Genomic DNA, 12,710 nt, shown 5'->3' on the forward strand with positions numbered 1-12,710 from the left:
TCCACCAGGAATCATTCTCTGTGACGTTTACTATCCGTTAAATGTAAGAGTCTTACAGTGGTTTAAAGCAAATCGAGACGTTTGGGGTTTAATTATGGATCAATTCCTGCCTTTTTCACGCCCGGCGATTGGGGATGAAGAAATTGCGGCGGTAGAAAAGGTGTTGCGTTCCGGCTGGATCACCACCGGGCCGCAAAATCAGCAGTTGGAAAGTGAGTTTTGCCGCACCTTTGGCTGTAAGCATGCGGTGGCCGTCTGTTCTGCAACGGCAGGTATGCATATCACCTTGATGGCACTGGGTATCGGGCCGGGTGATGAAGTGATCACTCCCTCTCAGACCTGGGTGTCCACCCTCAATATGATCGAATTGCTTGGCGCTACGCCGGTGATGATCGATATTGACCGTGATACCTTGATGGTCAGCGCGGCGGATGTTGAAGCCGCTATCACCGCACGTACCAAAGCAATTATTCCCGTTCACTATGCAGGCGCGCCATTACCGATGGATGCGTTACGCGATGTGGCACAACGCCACAACATCCCCCTGATTGAAGATGCGGCTCATGCCGTGGGCGCTCGTTTCAATGGTGAATGGGTGGGCGCGCGTGGTACCGCGATCTTCTCTTTCCACGCCATCAAGAACCTGACCTGTGCCGAAGGTGGCCTGATCGCCACCGATGATGATGAATTGGCCGATCGCGTCCGTTGCCTGAAATTCCACGGCCTGGGCGTTGATGCATTCGATCGTCAACTGCAAGGGCGTAAGCCGCAGGCTGAAGTGGTTGAACCTGGCTATAAATACAACCTGTCCGATATTCACGCGGCAATCGCCGTGGTGCAGTTGGCGCGGTTGCCAGAACTGAATGCCCGGCGCAAGGTGCTGGCGGAACGTTACCTGGCTGCGCTGAAAGACTCACCTTTCCAACCGTTGGGGTTGCCAGATTACCCGCACGATCACGCCTGGCATCTGTTTATGGTGCGTGTTGACGCCCAGCGCTGTGGTATTGAACGTGATCAACTGATGGAACGGTTGAAAGAAGTCGGCGTGGGTACCGGCCTGCATTTCCGCGCGGCGCATACGCAAAAATTTTATCGTGAGCGTTACCCACAGTTGTCACTGCCCAATACCGAATGGAACTCGGCACGTCTGTGTACTTTACCGCTGTTCCCGGATATGACCGAAGCCGATGTCGATCGCGTGGTCAATGCCCTGTCTTCCATTTTGGAGTCTTCTAGTGTCCCGCGTTGAACCCATTAGCAAAGTTTCGGTGGTGATCCCGGTGTTCAACGAGCAGGAGAGTTTGCCTGCCTTGTTGGAACGCACCACCGCCGCCTGTAAGCAGTTACTGCAACCGTATGAAATTATCCTGGTTGATGATGGCAGTAGCGATGACTCCGCTGCTATGCTGACCGCTGCAGCGGAACAACCGGGCAGTTGCATTATTGCCGTGTTGCTGAACCGCAACTACGGCCAGCATTCCGCCATTATGGCGGGCTTCAATCAGGTCAGCGGCGATCTGGTGATCACCCTGGATGCCGATCTGCAAAACCCGCCGGAGGAAATTCCCCGTCTGGTCAGCGTTGCGGAAGAGGGTTATGACGTGGTGGGCACCGTGCGTGCCAATCGTCAGGATTCCTGGTTCCGTAAAACCGCCTCACGCATGATCAACCTGATGATCCAGCGCGCCACCGGCAAATCCATGGGCGACTATGGATGTATGCTGCGTGCCTATCGCCGCCACATTATTGACGCGATGCTGCACTGCCATGAGCGCAGCACTTTTATTCCGATCCTGGCCAACACCTTTGCTCGCCGCACTACGGAGATCGAGGTACGCCACGCCGAGCGCGAGTTCGGTGACTCCAAGTACAGCCTGATGAAGCTGATCAACCTGATGTATGACCTGATCACCTGTCTGACCACGACGCCGCTGCGTCTGCTCAGCGTGGTGGGCAGTGTGATCGCGCTGTCAGGCTTCGTGCTGGCGGTGCTGTTGATCGTGTTGCGCTTGATCCTGGGGCCTGAATGGGCGGCAGGTGGGGTCTTCACGCTGTTTGCGGTGCTATTCACCTTTATCGGTGCACAGTTTGTCGGTATGGGATTGTTAGGGGAGTACATCGGCCGGATTTATAACGATGTCCGTGCTCGTCCCCGCTATTTTGTCCAGAAAGTGGTTGGCGCCAAGCCGACCCAAAATACTCAGGAAGAAGAATGATGAAAGCTATCGTATTTGCTTACCATGATATCGGCTGCGCAGGTTTGCAAGCGCTGACAGAAGCGGGCTATGACGTGCAGGCCGTGTTTACCCATACCGAAGATCCAGGTGAGAACAACTTCTTCTCTTCCGTTGCTCGTCTGGGGGCCGAGCTGGAGTTGCCGGTGTATGCGCCGGAAGACGTGAATCATCCGCTGTGGGTGGAACGTATCCGTGAGCTGCAACCGGATATCATCTTCTCATTCTATTACCGCAATATGCTGAGCGAAGAGATCTTGTCGCTGGCCCCTAAAGGCGGGTTCAACCTGCATGGTTCACTGTTGCCACGCTACCGTGGCCGCGCGCCAATCAACTGGGCGCTGGTGAACGGCGAAACAGAAACTGGCGCAACACTGCACAAGATGGTCAAACGCCCGGACGCTGGTGATATCGTCGGTCAGCATAAGGTCGCGATTGCCGATAATGACACCGCGTTGACGCTGCACAAGAAAGTATTGGAAGCGGCTCAAATCGTATTGAAAGAGCAACTGCCGAAACTGAAAAACGGCACCGCGAAGCTGACCGCTCAGAATGAAGCGGATTCCAGCTACTTCGGCCGCCGTACCGCTGCCGATGGTGAGATCCTGTGGCACAAATCTGCCCGTGAAATCAACAATCTGGTGCGCGCCGTTACCGAACCTTATCCAGGTGCATTCAGCTACCTGGGCCAGCGCAAGGTGATCGTTTGGCGCACACGTGTGCTAGATACTGCACACGATAAGCAGCCGGGTACGGTGCTGAGCACGACGCCACTGGTGATCGCATGTGGTGAAGGGGCGCTGGAAATCGTTGCTGGTCAGAGCGAGTCAGGCTTGTATGTGCAGGGTAGCCGTCTGGCGCTGGAAATGGGCATGGTGACCGACGTGCGTCTGGCCGCCAAGCCTAGCTCCGTGATGAAACGCCGGACCCGCGTGCTGATCCTGGGCGTGAACGGCTTTATCGGCAACCACCTCACCGAGCGCCTGCTGCGCGAAGATCGTTATGATATCTACGGCCTGGACATCGGTTCTGATGCTATCAGCCGTTTCCTGGATAACCCGCGCTTCCACTTTGTGGAAGGGGATATCAGCATCCACTCCGAGTGGATCGAATATCACATCAAGAAGTGCGACGTGGTACTGCCGTTGGTAGCGATCGCCACGCCGATCGAATACACCCGTAACCCGCTGCGCGTTTTCGAGTTGGATTTCGAAGAAAACCTGAAAATCGTCCGCGACTGTGTGAAATACAACAAACGCATCATCTTCCCGTCCACCTCCGAAGTGTATGGCATGTGTGACGATAAAGAGTTTGATGAGGACACCTCACGTCTAATCGTCGGGCCAATCAACAAACAGCGTTGGATCTATTCGGTCTCCAAGCAATTGCTGGATCGGGTGATCTGGGCCTATGGGGCTAAAGAAGGTCTTAAATTTACGCTGTTCCGTCCATTTAACTGGATGGGACCACGCCTGGACAACCTGGATGCGGCGCGTATCGGTTCTTCCCGCGCGATCACCCAGTTGATCCTGAACCTGGTTGAAGGTTCTCCGATCAAACTGGTGGACGGTGGGGCGCAGAAACGTTGCTTTACCGATATCAACGACGGTATCGAAGCGCTGTACCGCATAATTGAAAACCGCGACGGCCAGTGCGATGGGCAGATCGTCAACATCGGTAACCCGACCAATGAAGCCAGTATTCGTGAATTGGCGGAAATGTTGCTGGCCAGCTTCAACGAGCATCCGCTGCGCGGCAATTTCCCACCGTTTGCCGGTTTCAAGGATGTGGAAAGCAGCAGCTACTACGGCAAAGGGTATCAGGATGTTGAGCACCGTACGCCAAGCATCAAGAACGCGCGCCGCCTGCTGGGCTGGCAGCCGACCATTGCCATGCAGCAGACCATTGCCGAGACGCTGGACTACTTCCTGCGCACCACGGTAAAGGAAGGTGATGGTGCATGAAGAAGGTCGGCCTGCGAGTTGATGTAGACACCTTTAGCGGTACCCGTGAAGGGGTAACGCGCCTGCTGGAACTGTTTGCCAAATACGATATTCAGGCCAGCTTCTTCTTCAGCGTCGGGCCGGACAACATGGGGCGCCACTTGTGGCGCCTGCTTCGTCCTCAGTTCCTGCTGAAAATGTTACGTTCCAAGGCCGCATCGCTGTATGGCTGGGATATCCTGCTGGCGGGTACTGCCTGGCCGGGCCGGAATATCTCTCGATCTTTGGGGCCGCTGATGAAGCGTACGCTGGAGATGGGCCACGAGGTGGGATTGCACGCTTGGGATCACCAAGGCTGGCAGGCCAAGGTGGGGCAGTGGTCAAAAGCAGAGCTGGCCCAGCAGGTTCAGTTGGGTGTCGATGCGTTGACAAACGCGACCGGTGAACCGGTGCGGTGTTCGGCGGTAGCGGGTTGGCGTGCCGATCAGCGCGTGGTGGAGGTGAAGCAAGATTTTGCTTTTCAGTACAACAGCGATTGTCGTGGCACCCATCCTTTCCGTCCGCTATTAGAGAACGGCCAACCCGGCACGGTGCAAATCCCCGTGACGTTGCCCACCTTTGACGAGGTGATTGGCCGTGAGACCAGTATGGCGGACTTCAATGACTATATTCTGCAAGCGATAGGCAACGATCGCGGTGTGCCGGTGTACACCATTCACACCGAAGTGGAAGGCATGTCGCAGTCGGCGATGTTCGAACAGCTGTTACAGCGAGCCAAACAGCAGGGCATTGAGTTCTGTCCTCTGAATGCATTACTGCCGCAAGACGTAGCATCATTGCCGTTAGGCCGTATTACACGAGCGCCGTTTCCTGGCCGAGAAGGCTGGTTAGGTTGTCAAACCGAAGTTGGGGGAAAAGACGTTACATGAAAGCGCTGAAAGGAACCTGGGCCATCGTATTGGCCATTTTTTTTGCCCTGGTCTATCTGCTGCCGCTTAATGGGCGGCTGCTATGGCAGCCGGATGAAACCCGCTATGCCGAGATTAGTCGTGAAATGCTGGCGCGTGGGGATTGGGTGGTCCCTCATCTGCTTGGCCTGCGCTACTTTGAAAAACCAGTCGCTGGATACTGGTTCAATAACATCAGCCAATGGCTGTTCGGTGACAGCAACTTTGCCGTGCGATTTGGCTCGGTATTCAGCACTGGCATGACCGCCTTGCTGATTTTTGCCCTGGCCTGGCTGATGTGGAAAAACGCGCGTCGTGCCTACCTGTCGGTGCTGATCTTCCTGTCGATGGTGCTGGTATTCAGCATCGGTACTTACAGCGTACTCGATCCGATGATCTCACTATGGCTGACTGCGGCTATGGTCAGCTACTACCTGACGCTGAAAGCCACGACCACCAAAGGTAAGTTGGGCGGCTATGTGCTGCTTGGCCTGGCCTGCGGTATGGGCTTTATGACCAAAGGATTTCTGGCGCTGGCGGTACCGGTGATTGCCGTGATCCCGATCGTGATCCAGCAACGCAAAGTCAAAGACCTGTTCTGCTATGGGCCGGTGGCGATTGTGGTGGCGGTATTGCTCAGCCTGCCTTGGGCGTTGGCGGTAGCGCTACGTGAACCTGACTATTGGAATTACTTCTTCTGGGTGGAGCATATTCAGCGCTTTGCCGAAGACAATGCCCAGCATAAGGCTCCCTTCTGGTATTACCTTCCGATCCTGATCGCTGCGGTATTGCCGTGGCTGGGATTATTGCCAGGCTCACTGCTCAAGGGATGGCGTGAACGCGTCCAGCGCCCTGAGCTGTTCTTCCTGTTGAGCTGGGTCGTGATGCCGCTGATTTTCTTCAGTATCGCCAAAGGCAAGTTGCCGACCTATATTCTGCCATGCATGGCACCGTTAGCCCTGCTGATGGCGGCCTACGCCGAGGACTGTGTTGGTCAACTGCGTACCAGGGTATTCAAGGTTAACGCCGTACTGAACGGTCTGTTTGGCCTGATCGGTATTATTGCGTTGCTGTTGATCGGTTCCGGTGCGTTACCTAAAGTGCACCTGTTTACCGCCGATGAGTGGCCGAAAATCGTGCTTGGCCTGATTGCCTTTGGGGGGTGGTTGCTGTTTGCCGTGGTTTCCGCACGGGATAACGCTAAACGCTGGACCTGGGCGGCCGCTTGCCCGCTGCTGCTTTGCCTGTTGATTGGCTATGCCATTCCACAGCAGGTGACCGACTCCAAGCTGCCGCAAAATTTCGCCCGTGACAATATGGCCACGCTCAGTCAGAGCCGGTTTGTGTTGGCCGATCGCGTGGGTATCGCCGCTGGCCTCGCCTGGGAACTGAAACGCAGCGATGTGTTGATGTACGGTGAGAAGGGCGAGATCGCCTATGGCTTGGCTTATCCTGATGCTAAAGGTCACTATATCGGCGAGGAAGATTTTGCCGGCTGGTTGGCGCAGGCTCGCAAGCAAGGGGACGTATCGTTGGTGATGCAACTCTCCCGTGGTGAGCATGTGCCGACAGATTTGCCAACGCCAGACAGCGTGGTCGAGATGCATCGCATGGCATTGGTATGGTATAAGCAGCAGCCATGATGGCGTATTTATTGGTGATCCTGGTTAGCCTGTTCACCTGTGCGGGGCAACTGTGTCAGAAGCAGGCGGCCCTTCGCTGGCAACAGGCAACCGCACGGCGGTGGGTTATAACGCTGCGCTGGTTGGCGCTGGCGGTGTTGCTATTGGGGCTGGGCATGTTGGTGTGGCTCACGGTGTTGCAGCGTATGCCGCTCAGCGTGGCCTATCCGATGCTGAGCCTCAATTTTGTCCTGGTGACACTGGCAGCACGTTGGTTGTTTAATGAACCGACCACGCTGCGCCATTGGTGCGGCGTGGCGTCAATCATTCTGGGGATCCTGCTGATGAGTCTGCAATCATGAAAGGCTATCTTTGGGGCGCAGCCAGCGTCCTGCTGGTCACGCTGGCCCAGTTGCTGATGAAATGGGGCATGGGGCAGATCCCGCTGTTGTCCTTTGCCGATGTCACCTGGCCGTTAATCAATCATTATGGTTTGGCTCTGCTTGCGGTAGCTATCGGTATCTTCGGCTATGCGTTATCGATGCTGTGCTGGTTCTTTGCGCTCCATTATCTGCCGTTGAACCGGGCCTATCCGCTGTTGAGCGTCAGCTATGCGCTGGTCTATCTGGCCGCGGTGATCTTGCCCTGGTTTAATGAATCGGCGACCTTGCTCAGAACGCTTGGGACGCTGTTTATCCTGTTTGGCGTCTGGCTGATTAACAGCCATGGGGCGGAAAAAAACCATCAATAGCGTAAAAAACGCGAGTAGCGCGATTATCTCGTTCACAATACTTGCCTTTTTCCCGACTTGAGCGATAAATTAACGCCAGACAGCATTCTCCTTAACTGGGGTGGCAGGGTGAAATATCCGGTTAGGCGTTCAAGTGAAGGGAAAAATGCGATGCGCATGTGGTTTCTATTAGCCAGTTTGATCCTCGCCGGTTGCAGCAGCCATGCGCCGCCGCCGAGTGGCCGTTTATCCGACTCCATCGTGGTAGTCGCGCAATTGAATGAGCAACTGCGTCAATGGTATGGCACCCCGTATCGCTACGGCGGGCTGGACCGCGGCGGGGTAGACTGTTCCGGCTTTGTTTATCGTACCTTCCGCGATCGTTTTGATATGCAACTACCACGCTCTACCGAGCAGCAAACCGGAGTGGGAACCAAAGTCTCGCGTGATGAGCTGATGCCTGGGGATCTGGTGTTCTTCAAAACCGGCAGCGGTGAGAACGGCCTGCATGTGGGTATCTACGATACCAACGACGAGTTTATCCATGCCTCGACCAGCAAAGGCGTGATGCGCTCCTCACTGAATAACGTTTACTGGCGCAAGGTGTACTGGCAGGCGCGCCGGATTTAACGCCCCAAATCACCTATCTGGTGTATGATGGCAGTACTGCATGATGAGATGACTGCCATGAATTCCTTACGTTTATTAATTTCCGACTCCTACGATCCCTGGTTTAATCTGGCGGTAGAAGAGTGCATCTTCCGCGAAATGACCACACAAAAAATCCTCTTCCTGTGGCGTAATGCCGAAACCGTGGTCATTGGTCAATCGCAGAACCCGTGGAAAGAGTGCAATACCCGGCGGATGGAACAGGATGGCATTCGGCTGGCACGGCGCAGCAGCGGTGGTGGGGCGGTGTTTCACGATCTGGGCAATACCTGCTTTACCTTTATGGCCGGTAAACCCGGCTATGACAAAACCGTTTCTACCGGCATTATTCTGGCGGCGCTAAAACAGCTGGGGGTTAATGCAACGGCATCCGGGCGTAACGATCTGGTGGTAGAAACGACCGATGGCGTGCGCAAGATTTCCGGCTCAGCCTACCGCGAAACCCAGGATCGTGGCTTTCATCATGGCACGTTGTTGCTCAATGCCGATCTCAATCGTCTGGCGGATTACCTCAACCCCGATCCGAAAAAATTGCAGGCGAAGGGGATCACCTCCGTGCGTTCCAGAGTCGCCAACCTGGCCGAGTTTGTGCCAGAGATCGACCATCAACAAGTTTGTGACGCCGTCATTCAGGCATTCTTCGCCCATTATGGTGAAACGGCGCAGCCGGAAGTGATCTCGCCGGATGTGTTCCCAGACTTGCCCGATTTTGCCCAACAATTTGCCAAGCAGAGCAGCTGGGAATGGAATTTTGGCAAAGCACCCGCGTTTAGCCACTTGCTGAATGAACGTTTTACCTGGGGGGGCGTGGATATCTTCTTTGATGTTGAGAAGGGCGCGATTGTACGTGCACAGATCTTCACCGATAGCCTGAATCCTGCACCATTACAGACCTTGGCCGAAAAGCTGGTGGGATGTGCCTATCGCAGTGAGGCTCTGGCAGAATGCTGTGCGCAATTGGTAGCGCAGTACCCGCAGCAGGAAAATGAACTTGGCGAACTGCGGCGCTGGTTGTTGGAAACCATCAAGTAGTTCTCTCGGATGTCCTTTTTGGGATTTTTATTAATTAAATCAGGTGATCGCCGTATCACCTGATAGTGTTAAGCCAAAAATAATTCCCACAAACAATAAGGCCATTAATTTTTAATGCTTCATGCAACAAACTAAATTAACTTACCCAACAGTCGAGCAAAAAAACATCGCTCAAATTATCAATTACTTGGCAGTGTTGGCATAATCACATTACAACTTTTGAACAATGGTCAGGGATTGATCGGTAAAACTTATTGTTATACGATGGCTTGCACGCCATTAAGCCGCTGGCATTAAAATGAATATTCAATCGGACGTTGAATTTATTAGTCAGTATGTGTTCCTGCCGATTTATTCCATGACAGGAAAGTTGCTGGCGGTGGAACTGCTCACCCGTTTCACTGGCTCGGGTGGCAACCTTGCGATGCCTACAGAGATCGGAGTCCGGTTATTATCCCCGCAACAAAGGATTGAATTATTCAACGACCAGGTCACGCTGGCTGAAAAGCACGCGCCGTGGTTTGTGGCTAATGGGGTGTCATTGACCATTAATGTCGAAGAAACGGTGGTCGATTGGCTGCTTGGCAACCAGGATCAACGCCTGCGGGTGCAGCAATTAGCGTTTATTGCCTTTGAAATTAATGAGAGTTTCCCCAACCTTTCCGCCGGGAAAGACAACGGGAAAATCCGCTTGTTAAGTGACTACTTTACGCTGTGGCTCGATGGTTTCGGTTCTGGCAAAGCGACGCTGACCGCGCTGTACGATGGTTTATTTGACTATGTCAAAGTCGACAAACGCTTTTATTGGCAATTGTTTACCCAACAGGGATATGACCTGGTTATCGATTCACTGCTCAAGAATATCAATCAACTTTGTAAGGGAGTTATTGTCTGCGGTATTGAGAAACACGAGTACTTCAATAAATTGACCAACACCGGTGTTTTAGGGCTACAGGGGTTTTTATGGCCTGCCATCAGTGTGGATAATCTGAGTTCTCTACGCAGGATCGCCGAAGAGTTCGAGAATAATAACTGACTTTCTGGCTTACACACCGGGGTAAAGAGTGGACTGGATGATTTTTACCGTGATCCCAGCGCTGATTATTATTGTGGCCTTATCGTTGATAAAGCACTTTAACCAGACACGCAATAAATCTTTAAAAGGTTCTCGGCGCCGCCGATAAGCCTGTTACGCCCTCTGCCAGTAAAGCAGGGGGGCGTTCTCCCTGCAATTCCTCCGTGTTAATTCGCCTCGGCAAGCTCTACACTGACAGTGATGGAGGGCCTATGCCGCAATTTGAAAACGCTTATTATCAACAGCTACCCGGTTTTTATACCGCACTGCAACCTACGCCGCTCAAGGCTGCACGTTTGCTGTACTACAGCCAGCCGCTGGCACAGGAGCTGGGGCTGGACGCCAGTTGGTTTACTCCAGAGAAGACGCCAATCTGGGCGGGTGAAGCCCTGTTGCCTGGCATGCAGCCATTGGCGCAGGTCTATAGCGGCCATCAGTTTGGCTCCTGGGCGGGGCAGTTGGGGGATGGCCGGGGGATCCTATTGGGCGAACAGCGGCTCGCGGACGGCCGCAGCATGGACTGGCATCTGAAAGGAGCCGGGTTAACACCGTATTCCCGCATGGGGGATGGCCGGGCAGTGCTGCGCTCGGTGATCCGTGAATTTTTGGCTTCCGAAGCGCTTTACCACTTGGGGATCCCAACCACGCGGGCCTTGACGATCGTCACCAGTGAACATCCGGTGTTTCGTGAACAGCCGGAACGGGGCGCGATGCTGCTGCGCGTAGCGGAAAGCCATGTCCGCTTCGGTCATTTCGAACATTTCTATTACCGTAAACAGTCGGAGCAGGTCAGGCAACTGGCGGACTTCGTCATTGGGCGCCACTGGCCGCAATGGGCTGAGGAACAAGATCGCTATCTGTTGTGGTTTACCGATGTGGTGGAGCGCACCGCGCGGATGATCGCCCACTGGCAGTGCGTAGGTTTTGCCCATGGTGTGATGAATACCGACAATATGTCGATCCTCGGCCTGACGATGGATTATGGTCCTTATGGTTTCCTTGACGACTACCGGCCCGATTATATCTGCAATCACTCCGACCATCAGGGCCGCTACGCGTTCGATAACCAGCCTGCCGTGGGGCTGTGGAACCTGCATCGGTTAGCGCAAACGCTGTCCGGTTTGCTGACTGCGGAACAGCTACAGCAGGCGCTGTCCGCCTATGAACCGGCGCTGATGCAGGCTTATGGTGAGCAAATGCGTGCCAAGCTGGGCTTGTTTACTCAGTCGAAACAGGATAACGACCTGCTGACCGGCCTATTGAGCCTGATGGCGCAGGAAGGGCGTGATTACACCCGCACGTTCCGTTTACTGAGCGACGTTGAGCAGCAGCAGGCGCAAACGCCAATGCGTGATGAGTTTATCGATCGTGACGCCTTTGACGGCTGGTACCAGAAGTATCGCCAGCGCCTGCAACAAGAGCAGGTCAGCGATGCCGAGCGCCAGCAAGCGATGAAACTGGCGAACCCTAAGTTGATCCTTCGTAACTATCTGGCGCAGCAGGCCATCGAAGCGGCAGAGCAGGATGACGTCAGCAAGTTGGCACGACTGCACCAGGCGTTGCTACAGCCTTTTGCCGACGATGCGCAGTATGACGATCTGGCGGCCTTGCCACCGGATTGGGGCAAGCATCTGGAAATTTCCTGTTCGAGCTGAATGCCGTAAGCCCTCCATGGCTTGCCGTTACTGCCGTAAAAACACCTGCGGCAGGGCGGTTTCCGGGTGGGCGACAACGCCCAGATCGGCCTGATACCAACGCGTCAGGATATCCGTCTGTAAGACCTCTTGCGGAGTGCCGGAGGCGACCAGGCGGCCCTGATGCAACAGCAGAATACGATCGGCGTATAGCGCAGCCAGATTCAGATCGTGCAGTACGCAGCAGACCGCCAGCGGCTGCTGGCGCGTCAGGGAACGCAATAGGCGTAAGGTATGCTGTTGATGATACAGATCGAGCGCCGAGGTGGGCTCATCCAGGAATAACCAGGATGGCGCGGGTTGCGGCTGCCATAATTGCACTAAAACCCTCGCCAACTGTACTCGCTGCTGCTCGCCGCCGGAGAGCTGACGGTAATCACGCTGGGCCAATGTGGCACAGTCGGTCTGTTCCATCACCTGCTGGATCGCCTGCTTGTCATCCCGCCCGCTATGTGGGGAGCGGCCCATGGCAACCACTTCTTCCACGGTAAACGGAAAGGCCAGCTCGCTGTGTTGACGCATTACCGCCCGCACTTTGGCCAATTGCTGCGGTAGCCACTGCTCAAGCGGTTTGCCTTGCAGGCGGCACTCGCCACAGTCAGCGGCCAGATAGCCGGTGAGCAAGCGTAACAGAGTCGATTTCCCTGCGCCGTTGGGGCCGATGATCGCTACCATCTCACCGCTGGCGATGCTGAGGGAAACATCGGTGATCAACCGGCGATCCCCCAGGTTGTAGCGTAACTGTCGTGCTGTCAGCATTGAAG

General features: G+C 54.8%; 12 protein-coding genes. 11 read left to right on the top strand and 1 reads right to left on the bottom strand.

Translation table 11 applies throughout. From position 1 onward, the window contains the following. Positions 1-94 precede the first annotated feature (94 nt). The 11 genes from arnB (at position 95) to U869_RS0119910 (ending at position 11,907) form a co-directional block, all read left to right on the top strand. Positions 95-1,249, top strand: coding sequence for a UDP-4-amino-4-deoxy-L-arabinose aminotransferase (arnB, locus tag U869_RS0119860; RefSeq protein WP_025119764.1), 1,155 nt, complete (start codon positions 95-97; stop codon positions 1,247-1,249). Beyond that, positions 1,236-2,216: an undecaprenyl-phosphate 4-deoxy-4-formamido-L-arabinose transferase gene (gene arnC / locus U869_RS0119865; protein ID WP_025119763.1), complete on the top strand. Its 981-nt coding sequence runs from the start codon at positions 1,236-1,238 to the stop codon at positions 2,214-2,216. The genes arnB and arnC overlap by 14 nt, the downstream gene beginning before the upstream one ends. Further along, complete coding sequence (gene arnA / locus U869_RS0119870) at positions 2,216-4,198, top strand: bifunctional UDP-4-amino-4-deoxy-L-arabinose formyltransferase/UDP-glucuronic acid oxidase ArnA (protein ID WP_025119762.1); 1,983 nt, start codon at positions 2,216-2,218, stop codon at positions 4,196-4,198. The genes arnC and arnA overlap by 1 nt, the downstream gene beginning before the upstream one ends. Beyond that, positions 4,195-5,106 (top strand): 4-deoxy-4-formamido-L-arabinose-phosphoundecaprenol deformylase, encoded by a 912-nt coding sequence (gene arnD, locus U869_RS0119875; RefSeq protein WP_025119761.1) that lies wholly within the window; start codon positions 4,195-4,197, stop codon positions 5,104-5,106. Before arnA ends, arnD begins: the two co-directional genes overlap by 4 nt. Continuing rightward, the gene (arnT, locus tag U869_RS0119880) at positions 5,103-6,767 is read left to right on the top strand and encodes a lipid IV(A) 4-amino-4-deoxy-L-arabinosyltransferase (RefSeq protein ID WP_025119760.1); all 1,665 of its coding nucleotides are present in this window, start codon (positions 5,103-5,105) and stop codon (positions 6,765-6,767) included. Before arnD ends, arnT begins: the two co-directional genes overlap by 4 nt. Beyond that, positions 6,764-7,108 carry a 4-amino-4-deoxy-L-arabinose-phosphoundecaprenol flippase subunit ArnE gene (gene arnE, locus U869_RS0119885; RefSeq protein WP_025119759.1) on the top strand — a complete coding sequence of 115 codons (345 nt, stop codon included), beginning with the start codon at positions 6,764-6,766 and terminating at the stop codon, positions 7,106-7,108. Before arnT ends, arnE begins: the two co-directional genes overlap by 4 nt. Continuing rightward, complete coding sequence (gene arnF, locus U869_RS0119890; RefSeq protein ID WP_025119758.1) at positions 7,105-7,497, top strand: 4-amino-4-deoxy-L-arabinose-phosphoundecaprenol flippase subunit ArnF; 393 nt, start codon at positions 7,105-7,107, stop codon at positions 7,495-7,497. Before arnE ends, arnF begins: the two co-directional genes overlap by 4 nt. 150 nt (positions 7,498-7,647) lie before the next feature. Further along, the gene (locus tag U869_RS0119895; RefSeq protein WP_025119757.1) at positions 7,648-8,106 is read left to right on the top strand and encodes an NlpC/P60 family protein; all 459 of its coding nucleotides are present in this window, start codon (positions 7,648-7,650) and stop codon (positions 8,104-8,106) included. Positions 8,107-8,163: 57 nt separating this feature from the next. Next, positions 8,164-9,177, top strand: a complete 1,014-nt coding sequence (locus tag U869_RS0119900; RefSeq protein WP_025119756.1) for a lipoate--protein ligase A — start codon at positions 8,164-8,166, stop codon at positions 9,175-9,177. A 298-nt stretch (positions 9,178-9,475) separates the two neighbouring features. Next, complete coding sequence (locus U869_RS0119905; protein ID WP_025119755.1) at positions 9,476-10,213, top strand: EAL domain-containing protein; 738 nt, start codon at positions 9,476-9,478, stop codon at positions 10,211-10,213. A gap of 251 nt (positions 10,214-10,464) precedes the next feature. Then, positions 10,465-11,907: a protein adenylyltransferase SelO gene (locus tag U869_RS0119910; protein WP_025119754.1), complete on the top strand. Its 1,443-nt coding sequence runs from the start codon at positions 10,465-10,467 to the stop codon at positions 11,905-11,907. Between the two features lie 27 nt (positions 11,908-11,934). On the opposite strand, the gene U869_RS0119915 is transcribed toward U869_RS0119910, so the two are convergent. After that, positions 11,935-12,705: a heme ABC transporter ATP-binding protein gene (locus U869_RS0119915; RefSeq protein WP_029987262.1), complete on the bottom strand. Its 771-nt coding sequence runs from the start codon at positions 12,703-12,705 to the stop codon at positions 11,935-11,937. Positions 12,706-12,710: the final 5 nt, after the last annotated feature.

Source organism: Serratia sp. H1w, assembly GCF_000633355.1.
In the GTDB taxonomy this organism is placed as follows: domain Bacteria; phylum Pseudomonadota; class Gammaproteobacteria; order Enterobacterales; family Enterobacteriaceae; genus Chania.